This window comes from Aeromonas piscicola, from assembly GCF_000820005.1.
GTDB classification, from domain to species: domain Bacteria; phylum Pseudomonadota; class Gammaproteobacteria; order Enterobacterales; family Aeromonadaceae; genus Aeromonas; species Aeromonas piscicola.
Genome location: NZ_CDBL01000056.1, coordinates 25,577 through 40,782 on the forward strand (window position 1 = coordinate 25,577; position 15,206 = coordinate 40,782).

Here is a 15,206-nt window from a genome sequence, read left to right on the forward strand (position 1 = left end):
CGTTGCTGGGTAAGCGTTTGCATTATGGGGCTGAGCCATGGCGCTGTTGCAAGCAGTAATAACGGGCAAGCATAGCGCTGACAAGACACGATGATATCCGTTATCGCCTGTCATCGGGCAGCGTGGATCTGCCGCCGGTATGGGCGGCCTCTGGATATGAAGATGGCGATCCGTCCGGCGAGGGGCCGCCGGGCCATCAGCCACGGCTCGTCATCCCCCCATGATGCGGGCGGTCTGAATGGCTTGGATCAGGGCTGCGCGGTTGATGCGGGGGCGCTCCTCGTCCAGCAGCCGTTGCCAGAGGGCGATGGCCTGAGAGTAGCGACCGTGCAGGAAGTGATCGGCGGCGAGCAGCATCAGGGCGCTCACTTCCCCTGCATCCTGCTTGAGGGCGCTCTCCAGCAGGCGTGTTGCCTCCGGGGTGAGTTGCTGGCCTGCCTGGTAGTAGCGCACCGTAGCTTGGGCGGCCAGGGTGGCGGCGCTGGCGCCCCCTTCCAGCAGGGCCAGGCGCTGATAGGCGAGCCAGGCGTCCTCGTATTCGTCCCGATACAGATACAACTGGCCAAGCTCAGCCCAGCCATCGAGATCGGCCGGGTTGACCTGCAGCCGCTGGTGCAGGGCGCCCAGCTCCTTGTCCTGCAGATCCCGGGGGCTCAATCCCGCCAGGGGATCGGGTCTATCTTGATACGCCTGCCATGCCTGATAGCGGCCCGTGCCGGCATAGACGCCAGCGATCAGTGTCAGCAGCAGGGCGCCGAGCAGCAGCCAGGGCAGGGGGCGGGTTGCAGCGTGTGAGCTGGCTACCCGGGCGTGCAAGGTCTGCTCGGTGGCCGGGGTGGCATTGGCGAGCCGGGCCAGTGCCAGCTCCCGATAGAGGCGACTGTGGGGGGCGAGTCCGGCCTGCTGCTCGGCCATGATGAGCCGGTTCAGCTCGGCCCTGGGATCCTGGGCCAGGTTCCCTTGCTCCTTATCTCCAGTCAGCGGCATGCGCACCTGCTGTTTGCGCTGCAGGCTGGCGCGCAGGCGAGCAAGCGCCAGCAACAAGAGCAGGGCTGGCCCCCCCCACAGCAGCGCTGTGCTGGCCTTGAAGGGGGGATCGTAGCGCACGAAGTCGCCAAAACGGCTGGTCATGCGGGCGATCACCTGTTCGTCGCTCTGCCCCTCATCCACCCAGCGGTAGACTTCGAGCCGCAGATCCCGGGCTATGGGGGAGTTGGACTCCACCAGGTTCTGGTTCTGGCACTGGGGGCAGCGCAGGGCGCGGGCGAGATCCTGGGCGCGGCGCTGTCGCTCCGGGTGCTGGAACTGATAGGTATCGACCCCGCTGGCTAGGGCGTCCTGACTCAGGGGCACGCCGACTACCAGCAGGGCGCAGAGGATGATGAAGGCCTTCATGGTTTGCCCTCCTGGCGGGCGGCCTTGAGCTTTGGCACAAACTGGCGCTGCCAGATATCCGTGGTCAAGAGACCCGTGTGGCGGGTGAGCAGGGTGCCATCGGCGGCAAACAGATAGGTTTCGGGCGTGCCGTAGACGCCGAGCTCCAGCGCCAACTTGCCGTTCGGATCTGCCAGCACGGCGCGATAGGGGTTGCCTGCCTCCTCAAGCCAGGCGCGGGCAGCATCGCCCTTGTCTCTGTAGTTGAGGCCGTAGAGGGGCACTGTCTTGGCCAGCTCGGCGAGCAGCGGGTGCTCGGCGCGGCAGTTGGGGCACCAGCTGGCCCAGACGTTGAGCACGAAGGGCTCCCCCTTGAGCGCCTCGGTATGGATGGGGTCGCCGCCAAACAAACTCTCGCTTTGCCAGGCCGGCAAACTGTGGCCCAGGGTCGCCTCATCCTGACTGTAGGGGTTGTTGCCAAGGCCGAGCCAGAGCAGGGCGCCGAGGCACAGGGTCAGCAGCAGCGGTATAAAGAGGCGCAGGCGGGCTCTCATGGCGCCTCCTTGGGGGGCAAGCCCGCGACTTTATGTGCAGCGGGCTGCGGTTGGGCTGCCAGCAACGGCTTGCGCCCCAGCAAACGCAGGGCGCCGCCCGCCATCATCAGCAGGCCGCCGAGCCAGATCCAGCGCACCAGCGGCTTGTAGTGCAGGCGCATGGCATACGCGTCAGGCCCCATCTTCTCGCCGAGCACCACGTAGAGATCGCCAAACAGTCCCCCCTTGATGCCGGGTTCGTTCATGTTCATGGTGCGCACGCTGTAGTGGCGCCGCTCCGGGGTGAGCTTGGCCACCTCCCGGCCATCCTTGTGCACGCTGACAGTGATGCGCTCAGCCGTATAGTTGGGGCCGAGCAGGGGCTCGCTCCCCTCGTAACGAAATTCATGGGCGCCGAGCCGGTAGGGCGTATCCGGGTTGAGCACTGTGCCCCCCTCCTGGCTATGGTGGCTCACCTGCGCGATGCCGAGTGCGCACACCGCCACCCCGAGGTGGGCCAGCAGGCTCCCCAGCCGGCTGGCACTCAGGTCGCGAGTCTTGAATGAGAAATTGAGCAGCAGGCTAGCGATTAGCCAGAGGCTTATCATATTGGCGAGGATGCCGCTCCAGCCCATGGTTCCCTGCTCGCGATAACCGAGGCTGAGCAGGCCGCCCCCCAGCAGGCCGAGCAGGGGCGGCAGCAGGATCCTGAGGCGGGAGGATACCATCAGCCCCTGCCAGCGCAGGCGCGGGATCTGGGTCATGAGCACCATCAGCACCAGCGCCAGCGGCACGAAAACAGCGTTGAAATAGGGAGCGCCGACCGAGAGCGAGCCCAGGTGCAGCGACTGGAACACCATGGGGTAGAAGGTGCCGAGCAGCACGCAGGCGCAGGCCACGCTGAGCAGCAGTATGGCGGCGCCCAGCAGCCCCTCTTTTGACCAAAAGCCGAAGCGGGCGTAGGGGGCGCGGGTATCTGCCCGCAGCGCAAACAGGGTGAGTGCCGTGGTCAATAGCAGACCGAGCAGCAGCAAGAGGGTGAGACCGCGATTGGGATCCACCGCGAAGGCGTGCACCGAGGTGAGCACCCCGGAGCGCACCACAAAGGTGCCGAGCAGACTGAGCGAGAAGGTGAAGATGGAGAGCAACAGTACGCCGTGGCCGTAGGCCCCGCGTTTCTCGCAGACCACGAGGGCATGGAGCAGGGCTGTGCCGAGCAGCCAGGGCAGCAGGGAGGCATTTTCTACCGGATCCCAGAACCACCAGCCGCCCCAGCCGAGCTCGTAATAGGCCCACCAGGAGCCGAGTATGATACCGGCGGTGAGAAACACCCAGGAGCCCAGCGCCCAGGGGCGACTCCAGTGGGCCACGGCGCCGTCCAATCGGCCCGAGTGCAGCGCCGCCATGGCGAAGGCGAAGTTGACCGCAAAGCCGACGTAGCCGAGATAGAGCAGAGGCGGGTGAATGATGAGGCCGATATCCTGCAGCATGGGGTTGAGATCACGCCCTTCCAGCGGCCCCGGAAAGACGCGATCGAACGGGCTGGAGAAGATCAGGGTATAGAGGCCGAACAGCCCGACGATCAGTCCCATGATGGCCAGCACTCGGGTGGTGATCAATGGTTCGACCCGTGTCGAACAGAGCGCCACCAGGGCACCCCACAACCCCAGCGCAAACACGAAGAACAGCATGGAGCCCTCGTGGCCCCCCCACACGGCCGCCAGCTTGAAACCTATCGGTAGGGCGCTGTTGGCGTGCTGGGCCACATAGACCAGGGTGAAGTCATCGAGGCCAAAACAGCTGGCGAGCAGCCCCAGCGCAGCCCCGAGTAGGGCGGCATTGATCAGCGCCAGCGGTTTGGCGCAGCCGAGTAGCGTGGGCGATGCCAGCCTCAGGCCCAGCCAGGGCAGGGTGCCTTGCAGCAGGGCGAGCCCGGTCGCCAGCAACAGTGAGAGATAGCCGAGCTCAGCCAGCACACAACCTCCGGTTCCATCATGGGTTCATGTTATGCCCCAGCGTCCGCAGCAGGCGGACGCTGGGGCATGACCAGAACATTCAAACATCCAGCGCCAGTCGCCCAAGGGCGGCCGGCGCTTGTGACCTGTTTCTTATACCACCGTCATCTGACCGGCATAGAGCACGAAGTAGCGCAGCAGCAGTATCCCCACCAGCGTCAGGCTGCACACCAGCACCAGATGGCCGTTTTTCTCCCGCAGCGTGGCCGGAGCCAGCAGGGAGAGCAACTGGGGCAGCAGCATGCCGATGCCCACTACCCCGAGCCAGAACACCTGGGCCCAGAAGCCGCCGCCGATGGCAGCCCACATGGCTACTTCCTTCTGGCCGCCACCAAAATAGAGACCGGTAAAGAAGCAGACCAGCAGCAGCACCTCCACCGCCAGCACCGGCCGCTCGAAGCGATGCACGAAGCTCACCCCCTGGCTGTGGTGGTTCTCCTTGAACAGGGTCACCGCCAGCAAGATGGTGGAGGCGATGCCTGAGCTGATGCCGGAGACCAGGAACAGCACTGGCAGCACAGGGTTGTTGAGCAGCGGATAGGTTTTGAGCGCCGAGAGCAGGAAGCCGGTGTAGGCGCCGAGCAGCACGGCCAGCAGCAACAGCAGCGGCGCCAGCAGACGTTCGAATCTGGCCAGCAGGGCTATCGCGCTATCAACAAAGGCGAACTTCTCCTTCAGCAACCGGCTGCGAAGGGTCTCGATCTCGGTGCGAAATACCACCGCCAGCCAGGCGAACAGCACCGCCATATAGACCTGAAACAGCATGACCCCCATCGACATCACTGAGTCGAACTGGTAGTGGAACATCAGCTTCCAGAAGGTCCAGGGGCGGGCTAGGTGGAAGATGAGGATGAGCAGCCCCAACACGACGCTCACCGGCGCCAGAATGGCGGTCGCCTTGATGATGCCGCTCTCGCTGCCTGCCCCTTTGCGGCGCAATAGCACCGAGAGGCTGGTGGCCCCGGCCGAGATGCCGAGCAGGAACAGGTAGATAGCGATGGGCCAGTCCCAAACGAGGGAAGGAAAATGAAATGCGTCATGCCACATGGTCATTCCCTCCATCTGTTATGGCCGGGATAGATGGTGATGGGGCAAATCCCCACACCAGCGAGGGAAAGTGAAATGCCGCTTGCATGGTCATGAGGTTATCTCCCCTTTGGGCACGCGGTACATCTTGGGCGAGGTGCCGAGTGCCTGCTTGTAGCGATAGGTGGTCTCCTTCACCAGCCGTTTGGCGATGGGGCTATCGGGATCATCCAGATTGCCGAACACCAGCGCCCTGGTGGGGCAGGAGACCACGCAGGCCGGCTCCTTGCCCTGGGCCAGGTTGGTCTTGCGACAAAAATCACACTTGTCCGCCACCCGGGTGACCGGGTTGATGAAGCGCACCTGATAAGGGCAGGCGGCCAGACAGTACATGCAGCCGACGCACAAGTCCGGGTCCACGTCGACGATGCCATCTTCCTTGCGGATATGGGAGGCGCCGGTCGAGCAGACGTGAACGCAGGGGGCGTTGTCGCAGTGCTGGCAGGACTTGCGAAAGAAGTGGTACTCGGCATCGGGGAAGGTGCCTATGGGGCCTGAGCGGATGATCTCGAGCCGCGAGACCCCTTCCGGCACCTGATTCACCTCCCGGCAGGCATCCATGCAGGCGGTACAGCCGATGCAGGCCGTCTCGTCGTGGATCATGCCATAGCGGACCCCGTCTATGGTCTGGCTGTGGGCGAGGGCAGTCGCGCGAACAGGCCCCGTCATCATGATGAGGGCCCCCGCGCTCATCCCCGCCATGAAGTGACGGCGAGAGCAGCTCATTGTGCCTCCTTGTCCGGGGTGGCGTTCGCCTTGGCCGCCTTGATGGCCTCATGCTGCTTGCTGTGGCAGTCGACGCAGAGCTTGATGCGGGACTTTTCCGGGATCTCCACCATGGGTTCCCTGGCCGGATGCAGCTGGTGGCAGCTGGTACAGGTGAGCTTGGTGGCGTGCACGTCGTGGGCCCAGAGCGCCTCGCGCAGGGGTTTGGGCTCGTGACAGCTCATGCAGACCCCGTTCTGCTCGGCGATGGGGTAGCTCTCGGTACTTTGTTTGTCATTGAAGCTGTCGCTGAAGCGCATCACGTCCTTGACCCCTTCCCTGTGTTGGGGAGAGGGCTGGCCATGGCAGTTGGTGCAGGTGACCGGCGCCAGGTTGTTGGGGTTGGTCGCCTGGCCATGCTTGCCGTGCATGCCATACGCCTGCTCCTTGTGGCAGTCGGTACAGGCCGCATCGGGATTGCGCAAAAACTCCACCTGGTGGGTGGCGGGGGTTGCTGCAGGCGCGCTCGCCGCATCGGCGGCCTGGCCTTGCAGGCTGGTGAGCAGCATGGCTGCCATCAGCATCAGTCGTAAGAAATCCATTGTTAAATCACCCATAGGAAGCCTCCATTCGATTGCAGGCCCGACTCGGCGGGCCCGCAAATCTCGTCATTGTGCGAGCCGTCCGGCCGCTTTGGCCTCGGCATCCCAGGCGGGGACTGTGGTCTTGAGGAACTGGGCCTTGTCGCTGTTCATCTGTTTCATGTCCATGCCAAGGGCGGCCTGGGCCTTCTCCTTGCTGGAGATGTCAGGAATGGCGATCTCGTGGCTGATCCCCTTGGCCGCCAGCAGGCGAGCCAGCTTGGTGCGGGCGTCGGCGGCCTTGTCCAGGGCAGTTCCCAGCATGCGCAGCGCCACTTCCGGTGCGTGCATCTGCACCCCGTGGGAGGCGATGGAGAAGTCCCAGCGCCATTGGGCGTGACGGATGTCCTGCTGAATGTCCTTCATCTCGGCTTCGGTGGCGCCGGCATCCCAGGCCGCCTTGGCCTCGAAGTGGGCGTGCACCAGCTGCTTCTCGACTTTGAGCTTGATCTCGGTCACCGCATCCTTGCGCTGCTGGACTATGCCTTGCAGCATCTCCTTGCTCTGGGTGTGGCAGTTGCGGCAGGTCTGATCGAAGCGATCGAAGGGGTTGCCCACCTTGTGATCCGTGTAGACCTTGCCCTGCTCGTTCTGCTCGTTCTGCACTTTGGGCATGTGGCAGTCGACGCAGGCGACGTTGTTCTGGCCGTGGATGCCGGCGCGCCAGGTCTCGTATTCCGGATGCTGGGCTTTGAGCATGGGGGTCTTGGAGAGGGCGTGCGTCCAGTCGGCGAAACCGATCTCGTCGTAGTAGTCTTCCATCTGCTCAACAGTCGTGCCCTTGTCCCAGGGGAATTTCACCGCCTTGGTGGGGCCGCTGAAGTAGTACTCCACGTGGCACTGGCCGCACACCTGGGATTGCTGATCGAAACGCCCCTGCTCCTTGAACGGCTTGCCGATGGCGGTCATGGCGCGGTCGGCATAGGGACGGGAGAGGTGCAGGGCAGGTTTCCCTTCCTTGAACTCTTTCGAGGCGGTGTCGTGGCAGTCGGCGCAGCCTATGGTGTTGACTATCTCGGGTCCGCCTTTTGCCCACATCCCCTTGAAGTAGCCATCCTCGCCTTTTTCATTGATGACGCGGGCCACGTCCGGGCCCTTGCAGCTCCAGCAGGCCATGGGCAGGGGGCCATCCTCGGCGGTCTTGGGGGCGCCGGTGCGCAGGGTTTCCCGCACGTCGGTCAGCGCATAGAAGTGGCCGCGCGGCTTGTTGTAATCCTTGGAGAAGGGGTAGCCGGCCCAGAGCACCACCATCTGGGGATCGTCCGCCAGGGCGTCGGTGCGCTCCTTGCTCTCGCTGGTGCCTTTCCAGCTGCTGAACTGATCGGCGTGATCCTTGGCGAACAGCTCGCTGCGCGCCTCTATCTTGCCCTTGGGCTGTGCCTCGTCGGCCGCCTGTGCCAAGCCGCTGGCGCCAAGGCAGGTGGTAAGCAGCAGGGCGGCGAGGCCCAGTCTGGTCTGTCTGTTGTGTGAACTCACGATCATCACTCCCAAATCGATCTCATTGCCAGACCTGACCGTTCCATCCTGGATGTGGGCATCAGCCCCCGCACTAGGCAGGAGCAGGCAGGCCGATTAATTGTTATTAGTGAATAAAACCCATGTAATTATGCGATTGCTCGGGCTGGATATTATCAAATGGGTAAAATGAATGATGATTTATCGAGGCGGGGCTTGCGCTAGATCAATTGCCGGGGGAGGCAAGTGCCGGAAATGAGATCCCGGTTAAATTATGAGGAAACTCAACTTATTGGACCACAGTTAACCGACACTATTGTCATTTGCCGGTAAGTGGGGGCGGCAAGCCTTGTCCTACATGAAATGTGCTGCGGGGTAGGGGGTGGTCTATCCATTTCGGGATATAAAAGTAAATTTGCATAAATACTCAATATTGATGGCGCCAAAGAGAGGCAAAACAAGGGCTGAACCAGCGGATTCAATCATGTTGAGCGCCCTTGTCATCACCCGTTTCCATGCAGGGTGATCGGAGCACCTTTATTAGAGGAGTGGAACAAACAGAGCCGGCAATTGCCGGCTCTTTGTTTATCCATTCGTGGGAGATTGTGTCATCAGGCCAGCGCCTGGGCCAGCAGGTGGATGGGGTGTTCACAGCGAAACGCCGTGCTCATCTCGATCTGCCACTTGCAGGTCTCGCAGTCCGTGATGACCAGATCAGGCTTGAGGCGGTTTATCTGATCAAACAACCCTTCGCCGATGGCCTGGCTGGTCTCGTAGTTCTCGGACTTGAAACCGTAGGTGCCGGCGATGCCACAGCACTGGGACTCCAGTACCGTCACCTTGACCCCGGGAATGGCGCGCAGCAATTCGAGGGTATAGATGACGCCCCCCATCTTCTCCATGTGGCAGGGGGTATGGTAGGCGATGTGCAGATTGAGCGGCTTCATGGCCGGTTTGTTGCCCTTGTAAAACTCGTTCCACAGGAAGCGGGTCACCAGCGAGATGCGATCCCGCACCTTGTGATTGTCCTGCTCCAGCAGGTGGGGGTATTCGTCCCGCAGGGTAAAGCCGCAGGTGGAGGAAGTGGCCAAGAGCGGCATCTCGTTGCCGAGCAGGGAGTTCTCCATCTGCTGGATGTTGAAGGCCGCCTGCTGCTTGGCCTTGTCCATGAAGCCGTTGGCAATCAGCGGCACGCCGCAGCACTTCTCCCGCTCCAGCAGTTGCATGCCTATATTCATGGCGTTGAGCACCTGCATCAGCTCCTTGCCGAGCTGCGGGTGGTTGTAGTTGACGTAGCAGCCGTGGAAATAGGCTATCTGGCGCTCATACTGGGCCTGGCTGGCTTTCTGCTTCTTGTACCAGCCGCGGAAGGTGCCCTGAGAGTATTTGGGCAGATCGCGGTGGGAGGAGACCCCCAGCGCCTTGTCCAGCACCATTTTCATTGGCTTGAGCCCCGTGGTGAAGTTGACCACGGGCGCCATCAGGGTGGACATGCCGCCCATGAGGTCTGTATGGGAGAGCACGAATTCGCGGATCCCGGGCTTGAAGTCGCTGTATTTGTGCTTGGCCTTGGCGATGATGTCGCCGATGCGCACCCCGCTCGGGCAGGCCACTTCGCAGCGCTTGCAGTTGGTGCAGTACTTGAGGGCGCTGTCGAACAGCTCGGGGCTCTTGATGCGCAGCCGCTCGCCATCGGGACCGGCCTGTTTCGGGCCTGGGTAGGCGGGATTGGCCTTGGCCACCGGGCAGTAGGCGGTGCAGACGGTGCATTTGATGCACTGATCGAAGGTTTGGTTGGCGTGATCCAGTAGCATGATTTACTCCTCCCGGGCCGGATTGAAAGCGCAAGGGACGCGGCAATGGGATTGTCGAGCGGGCAGCGGGCTGCCCGCAGTCAGGAAATGCAGGGCGGGCATCTCACACCCCTGCCAGAATATGGCCGGCGGCTTGCCAGCCGGTGGCAACCGCCACCCCGGAGCCTGAGCCCTCTTTGATGGGGTCGTAATGGGCCAGCACACTGCCCGCCCCATAGAGGTTGGCGAGCGGCTTGCCACCGCGCATCACCCGCAGCTTGTCGTCCGTCTTGACCCCGAAGCCCATGAAGGGGTGGTGGTCGAACAGGCGGCGACCGGCCCAGGCATCGCGCTCCTCCAGGCTCAGCACGTCGGCGTTGAAGATGGGTTCGCGAATGCCGCGCAGCCGGGATTCGAGGCCGCGGCTGAAGAAGCTGCCGGAGGCGAGCACGAAGTGGTCCGCCTCGAACAGCTGATCGTCGCCGTTCTGGCTGTGCACGCCTATCACTCTGTCCCCCTCATAGCGGGCGCCCAGCACCCGTTCGCTGGTGAGGAAGGTGCCACCAAGGGCCAGGAAGCGGCGCTTGAGCGCCTCCTGCATCCGCATGCCGATGAGTGAGGGCGGCATGGTAGCCACCTCCTTGATGGTGCAGCCGGTGCGTTTTTCCAGCTCCGCCAGACGGGGGCCGACCAGCCCCAGCGACAGGCAGGCGGGCAACACCACATGGCGGCAACCGGGATCGCTGCTCTCGTGCACCATGCGGCAGATCTCGCGGGCCAGATCGGCCAGCAGATCGGGCTGATCGCCCTTTTGCTTGTCAAACAGGCGGGCGATATCGGCGGAGCGAAACTCGTGGGGATTGCGGCTGAATTCGGCGAGCTGGGGCAGGCGAATTTCACCCGTCATGATGCGGCAGTGGGCGAAGCGCGGATGGGTCGCCAGGTTGGCAGCCGCGAGCGCCGGGTGAAAGTCGCGAAACCCTTCCAGGGTAGCCAGCAGGATGGCATCGGGGGCGGGCGCATCTGTCTGGCAGGCGCAGGTATGGGGCGACAGCCAGGTGGATTTCAGGGTGCCTATAGGGGTCAGCCGCTGGTGGTTGGTCTCTTGGCGAAACAGGGGCAGCCCCTGCTCGTGGCAGTGGCGCTGCAGATCGGCGAGGCTCGCCTCTATGTTGGTCAGGCCCACCTTGCTGTAGGGGTGATCCGGGTGCTCGGTCATGAAGGCGGGCAGGGCGGCGCGGGGATCGCCGTCGCTCTCCAGCAGATCGATGGAGCCGGAGGAGAAGTGCAGGGCACTCTGGCCAGAGGCCATCAGCAGCGTCTTCTGACCCGCTTCGGCGAGGCGCAGCGCCGCCGAGAGGCCCGCCATGCCGCCACCTATCACGATACTGTCAAATTTCATGACTGCACTCCTTGAGTCAATGGGGCCTGGCTGTGGTCTTCTGTCCTGGTGACGGGGTCGAGGGGAAAGGGGGGCTCGGCCACCAGGTGGGGCGCCGTCCACTCTCCCAGACCAAACAGCCCTTCGTAGATCCAGTAGGTAAACTCCGCCTCGCGCAGGGCATCGCCCCACAGCACGGGACGGGTGCCCTTGTAGCGCTCCTCCAGGAACTGGCGCAACATGACGCAGGCCTGGCGGCCATCGGCCTTGCCATACTCCTGCATCAGACCGGCGGCCCGGTAGGCACAGAGCTCACCCTGACAGGGGCCCATTCCCAAACGCGTGCGACGGCGCAGATCCACCAGGTTGTCCACGTCCAGCTCGCGCAGGGCGTACTCGATTTCGCCGGCCGTCACCATCTCGCATTCGCAGATGAGGGCGTTGGCCTTGGGGTTGTCGCGAAAGAAGGCGATGACCCGCTCGCCGTGGCGATACTGGGCCGAGCCTTCTGCCGGTGCCGACAGACCGGGGGCGGAGACCTTCTCTGGATCCCGCGAGCCTGGCAGGCTCAGTTCGGCGGTGCGGCATGGCTTGGTGTTGCCTATCTTCTTGGCGATGAGGTCGGTGGCCCACTCGGCCATCAGCCGATAGGTCATCAGCTTGCCGCCGGTGATGGTGTTGAAGCCCTGCAGGCCGTCACGATCGCTGTGATCGAGCAGCACTATGCCGCGGCTGATATTGCGGCCGGACTCGTCGCCATCCACCGCCACCAGGGGGCGAACCCCGGCGTAAGCGCGCAGCAGACGGGTGCGGGCCATGATGGGGGCGAGCTTGATCCCCTCGCGCAGCAGCACTTCCACCTCATCCGGATCCACGGTGAGCTGGTCAATCTTGTGATAGTCGATGCGGCTCGAGGTGGTGCCTATGAGGGAGATGGTATCGCCCGGCACCAGAATGTCCGCATCCGCCGGTTTGCGAGCGCGGTTGAGCACCATCTGGTTGATGCGGTAATCCATGATGAGCAGCGACCCCTTGGCCGGGAACATGCGGATGCCGAGATCGGCGTACTCGCAGATCTGCTGGCCCCAGATCCCGGCGGCATTGATCACCTCCTGACACTCCACCTCGAACGCTTCGCCGGTGCGGGTGTTGATGGCCTTGACGCCATGGACTCTGTCCTGGGTGCGGAGCAGCCCCAGCACCTTGCTGTGGGTAAAGATGCGCGCGCCGTGTTCTTTCGCATCCAGCACGTTGGCGGCGGCGAGGCGGAAGGGATCGACAGTGCCGTCCGGCACTTGAATGGCGCCGATCAGCGCCGGGTTGACGTTAGGCTCGAGGCGCAGCGCATCGGCCGGATCCAGCTGGCGTGCATCTATGCCCGCCAGGGCGCAGGCGTCCATAAAGGTGTTTTGAAAATTGATGTCATCTTCCGGCAGGGTGACGAAGAGGCCGCCCGTGTCCTCGACGCAGTGGCTGGCGATCCGCTTGAGGATGCGGTTCTCCTGAATGCACTCGCGGGCGGATTCCGGATCCGTCACCGCATAGCGGGCGCCCGAGTGGAGCAGGCCGTGGTTGCGGCCGGTGGTGCCGGCGGCGATGTCATCCCGCTCCAGCAGGATGCAGTCGATGCCGCGCAGTGCGCAATCGCGCATGATGCCGGCTCCGGTGGCGCCACCCCCTATGATGACGACTTGTGTGGTTATTCTTTTCATTCTTGCCCGTCTCATCTCTTCCAGATGACGCCAGTGTGGCGCCTCTCTGGCCGAAAATGTTTGATATGGGCCAAATTAATGCTCGTAAACGCTCATGTGAGCGCGAGGTAATGAGCAAATCGTGACTCTGGTCACACTCCTATAACAGAAAAGGGGGCCACCAGGGCCCCCTTTGCATGGGGTTCGCGGCACTCAGCCACAGCATTTCTTGAACTTCTTGCCGCTGCCACAGGGGCAGGGGTCGTTGCGCCCCGCCTGCTGCGGTGCCGGATCCTGCTCGCCATCTGTGTAGACCCAGCGTCCCTGATGGCGCACGAAGCGGGAGCGCTCATGCAGGCAGTGGCGCTCATCTCTCTCCTTGAACCAGGCCTTGAACTCCACCACGCCGGTCTCGTCCGAGGAGCCGCCCTGGGCGGCGAGGATCTCCAGCCCGTCCCAGCGAGTGTCGGTTTGGGAGAGCTGATCCGCCGTCAATCCCCCCAGGTGATCAGGGTGCCAGCTATGCACCAGATAATCGCCCAGTCCCAGCACGAAGGCGCTGTAACGGGAGCGCATCAGCTGCTCCGGGGTCTGTGCCTCGGCCCCCTGGTGCAGTGATCCACAGCACAGTTCGAGAGAAAGTGTTGAACCGCAAGGACATTTGTTCATGTGTCAGCCCATCAGGGTCGATAGATAAAGGTGCGGGGATTGTAGCGAAAGCGGGTCCCCGCCGACCAGCGCCCTATACTGGTTGGGTAGGAACGGAACACCAATAAAAACAGCTGCAAGGATGTTAATGATGACGCTAAAGCAGAAAATTCTGTTGCTGGGAGCCATCCCCGTGCTCCTGATGGCCCTGGTGGTCAACTTCAGCAACTACATGATTTCCAAGAGCGATTTGGAGGCCGATCTGGTGGCTGCGCGGGAGAATGCGATCAAGGATCGCAAGGCGTTGCTCAGCAGCTACCTGATGCTCGCCAAGACGGCCGTCGACACGGCCTACAACCAGCCAGACAGTCCGGAAGCGCGCAAGCAGGTCACCGAGATCCTGCGGCCATTGCGCTACAGCAGCGACGGCTACTTCTTCGTCTATGACTTCCAGGGCAATACGGTATTGCTGCCGACCCGCCCCGAGATGGAGGGCAAGAACCGCTGGCAGGACAAAGATGCCAAGGGCAAGCTGCTGATCCAGGAAATCGTCAAGGCGGCGCGCCAAGGGGATGGTTTTTCCGAGTACTGGACCGCCAAGCCCTCCATCGGACGGGATGCGCCCAAGCTCTCCTTCAACCTGGTGCTCGACAAGTATCAGTGGATCATAGGCACGGGCTTTTACATCGATGACATCGACAACGAGCTGGCGGCGCTGCGCACCGAGCGTGAGAGCAACATGCACGACTCCCTGCAGAGCAGCGTGCTGCTCATTCTGGTGATCCTGGGGATCACCCTGGCGGTGACTGTGGTGATCGGCAATCGGGTCACCCGGCCGTTGGCGGATGCGGTGTCGGCCCTCAACGACATAGCCGACGGGGAGGGGGATCTGACCCAGCGCCTCAAAGTGCAGAGTCATGACGAGATTGGCCAGCTAGCCACCGCCTTCAACCGTTTCGTCGAGCGGATCCAGTCGGTGGTGAGTCAGGTGGGGGAGACCAGCAATCACCTCTTCAGTGCGGTTGAGAAGCTGCATCACCTGAGCGAGCACTATGACCATCAGATGCACGGCCACAGCCGGGAGACGGATCAGGTGGTCACCGCCGTGACCGAGATGAGCTCCACCGCCCAGGAGGTGGCGGCCAGCGCCTCCAACGCGGCCACCGCCACCAGCGACGCGGCGCGCGAGTCCGATGCCGCCCGTGGCGTGGTGGGCAGCGCCATCAACAGCATCAACCGGTTGGTGGGCGAGGTACACACCGCCTCCGGCGTCATCGAACAGCTGGCGCAGGAGACTGCCAAGATAGGATCCGTGGTGGAGGTCATTCGCGGCATCGCCGAACAGACCAACCTGCTGGCGCTCAACGCTGCCATCGAGGCGGCCCGGGCCGGCGAGCAGGGGCGTGGCTTTGCGGTGGTGGCGGACGAGGTGCGCTCCCTGGCGGGCCGTACCCAGCAAAGCACCAAGCAGATCAACGAGATGCTGCAGCGGCTGCAAAGCGGCGTCAAACAGGCGGTGGACGTGATGCAGGCCAGCGAGGAGCGCAGCCAGGAGACGGTACAGGAGGCGAGCCACATCGCCACCTCCCTCGACAGCATGGTGATGGCGGTCAGCACCATCAACGACATGAACATCCAGATAGCGACGGCGGCCGAGGAGCAGCATGCGGTCTCCGAGGAGATCAACAAAAACCTGGTGGCCATACAGCAGATCGTCAGCGAACTGACCGATGCGGCTGTGGAGTCCAACAGCACCACCCGCGATCTGGCCAGCACGGGCGACAAATTGCGCAAACTTGTCTCCCAATTCCGCTACTGATCGCATTTTTGCCGTCTGGACGTGATTTCCAGACGGCAAATTTGGGGATTGGCGGAGAATGTGGG

General features: G+C 63.0%; 12 protein-coding genes. 1 reads left to right on the forward strand and 11 read right to left on the reverse strand.

Translation table 11 applies throughout. The annotated features are described in order from the left end of the window. Nucleotides 1-210 precede the first annotated feature (210 nt). The 11 genes from nrfF to BN1128_RS14475 all read right to left on the reverse strand — a co-directional run bounded on the left by nrfF (nucleotide 211) and on the right by BN1128_RS14475 (nucleotide 13,343). Nucleotides 211-1,395: a heme lyase NrfEFG subunit NrfF gene (gene nrfF / locus BN1128_RS14425; protein WP_042869944.1), complete on the reverse strand. Its 1,185-nt coding sequence runs from the start codon at nucleotides 1,393-1,395 to the stop codon at nucleotides 211-213. Then, nucleotides 1,392-1,928: a DsbE family thiol:disulfide interchange protein gene (locus BN1128_RS14430; protein ID WP_042869946.1), complete on the reverse strand. Its 537-nt coding sequence runs from the start codon at nucleotides 1,926-1,928 to the stop codon at nucleotides 1,392-1,394. The genes nrfF and BN1128_RS14430 overlap by 4 nt, the downstream gene beginning before the upstream one ends. Further along, nucleotides 1,925-3,883, reverse strand: a complete 1,959-nt coding sequence (gene nrfE / locus BN1128_RS14435) for a heme lyase NrfEFG subunit NrfE (protein ID WP_042869949.1) — start codon at nucleotides 3,881-3,883, stop codon at nucleotides 1,925-1,927. The genes BN1128_RS14430 and nrfE overlap by 4 nt, the downstream gene beginning before the upstream one ends. A 132-nt stretch (nucleotides 3,884-4,015) precedes the next feature. Continuing rightward, on the reverse strand, nucleotides 4,016-4,969 hold the full coding sequence (gene nrfD, locus BN1128_RS14440; RefSeq protein WP_042870137.1) for a cytochrome c nitrite reductase subunit NrfD: 954 nt from the start codon (nucleotides 4,967-4,969) through the stop codon (nucleotides 4,016-4,018). A gap of 90 nt (nucleotides 4,970-5,059) precedes the next feature. Further along, the gene (locus tag BN1128_RS14445; protein WP_042869951.1) at nucleotides 5,060-5,734 is read right to left on the reverse strand and encodes a 4Fe-4S dicluster domain-containing protein; all 675 of its coding nucleotides are present in this window, start codon (nucleotides 5,732-5,734) and stop codon (nucleotides 5,060-5,062) included. Next, nucleotides 5,731-6,330: a cytochrome c nitrite reductase pentaheme subunit gene (gene nrfB / locus BN1128_RS14450; RefSeq protein WP_042869954.1), complete on the reverse strand. Its 600-nt coding sequence runs from the start codon at nucleotides 6,328-6,330 to the stop codon at nucleotides 5,731-5,733. Before nrfB ends, BN1128_RS14445 begins: the two co-directional genes overlap by 4 nt. 51 nt (nucleotides 6,331-6,381) lie before the next feature. Beyond that, the gene (nrfA, locus tag BN1128_RS14455) at nucleotides 6,382-7,836 is read right to left on the reverse strand and encodes an ammonia-forming nitrite reductase cytochrome c552 subunit (RefSeq protein WP_042869956.1); all 1,455 of its coding nucleotides are present in this window, start codon (nucleotides 7,834-7,836) and stop codon (nucleotides 6,382-6,384) included. A gap of 584 nt (nucleotides 7,837-8,420) precedes the next feature. Next, complete coding sequence (gene glpC / locus BN1128_RS14460) at nucleotides 8,421-9,623, reverse strand: anaerobic glycerol-3-phosphate dehydrogenase subunit GlpC (protein ID WP_042869958.1); 1,203 nt, start codon at nucleotides 9,621-9,623, stop codon at nucleotides 8,421-8,423. A 103-nt stretch (nucleotides 9,624-9,726) separates the two neighbouring features. Further along, nucleotides 9,727-11,004, reverse strand: coding sequence for a glycerol-3-phosphate dehydrogenase subunit GlpB (glpB, locus tag BN1128_RS14465; RefSeq protein ID WP_042869960.1), 1,278 nt, complete (start codon nucleotides 11,002-11,004; stop codon nucleotides 9,727-9,729). Continuing rightward, nucleotides 11,001-12,695: an anaerobic glycerol-3-phosphate dehydrogenase subunit A gene (gene glpA / locus BN1128_RS14470; protein ID WP_042869962.1), complete on the reverse strand. Its 1,695-nt coding sequence runs from the start codon at nucleotides 12,693-12,695 to the stop codon at nucleotides 11,001-11,003. The genes glpB and glpA overlap by 4 nt, the downstream gene beginning before the upstream one ends. A 192-nt stretch (nucleotides 12,696-12,887) precedes the next feature. Beyond that, nucleotides 12,888-13,343 (reverse strand): YchJ family protein, encoded by a 456-nt coding sequence (locus BN1128_RS14475; protein WP_082030427.1) that lies wholly within the window; start codon nucleotides 13,341-13,343, stop codon nucleotides 12,888-12,890. A gap of 130 nt (nucleotides 13,344-13,473) precedes the next feature. Between BN1128_RS14475 and BN1128_RS14480 the strand changes: the two genes are divergently transcribed. Then, nucleotides 13,474-15,141, forward strand: a complete 1,668-nt coding sequence (locus BN1128_RS14480; RefSeq protein ID WP_042869965.1) for a methyl-accepting chemotaxis protein — start codon at nucleotides 13,474-13,476, stop codon at nucleotides 15,139-15,141. Nucleotides 15,142-15,206 lie beyond the last annotated feature (65 nt).

Bases quoted from the DNA above. Each gene is read 5' to 3' on its own strand.
- nrfF (WP_042869944.1), bottom strand. From the start codon at position 1,395: ATGAAGGCCTTCATCATCCTCTGCGCCCTGCTGGTAGTCGGCGTGCCC.
- BN1128_RS14430 (WP_042869946.1), bottom strand. From the start codon at position 1,928: ATGAGAGCCCGCCTGCGCCTCTTTATACCGCTGCTGCTGACCCTGTGC.
- nrfD (WP_042870137.1), bottom strand. From the start codon at position 4,969: ATGTGGCATGACGCATTTCATTTTCCTTCCCTCGTTTGGGACTGGCCC.
- BN1128_RS14445 (WP_042869951.1), bottom strand. From the start codon at position 5,734: ATGAGCTGCTCTCGCCGTCACTTCATGGCGGGGATGAGCGCGGGGGCC.
- nrfB (WP_042869954.1), bottom strand. From the start codon at position 6,330: ATGGGTGATTTAACAATGGATTTCTTACGACTGATGCTGATGGCAGCC.
- nrfA (WP_042869956.1), bottom strand. From the start codon at position 7,836: ATGATCGTGAGTTCACACAACAGACAGACCAGACTGGGCCTCGCCGCC.
- glpC (WP_042869958.1), bottom strand. From the start codon at position 9,623: ATGCTACTGGATCACGCCAACCAAACCTTCGATCAGTGCATCAAATGC.
- glpB (WP_042869960.1), bottom strand. From the start codon at position 11,004: ATGAAATTTGACAGTATCGTGATAGGTGGCGGCATGGCGGGCCTCTCG.
- glpA (WP_042869962.1), bottom strand. From the start codon at position 12,695: ATGAAAAGAATAACCACACAAGTCGTCATCATAGGGGGTGGCGCCACC.
- BN1128_RS14475 (WP_082030427.1), bottom strand. From the start codon at position 13,343: ATGAACAAATGTCCTTGCGGTTCAACACTTTCTCTCGAACTGTGCTGT.
- BN1128_RS14480 (WP_042869965.1), top strand. From the start codon at position 13,474: ATGACGCTAAAGCAGAAAATTCTGTTGCTGGGAGCCATCCCCGTGCTC.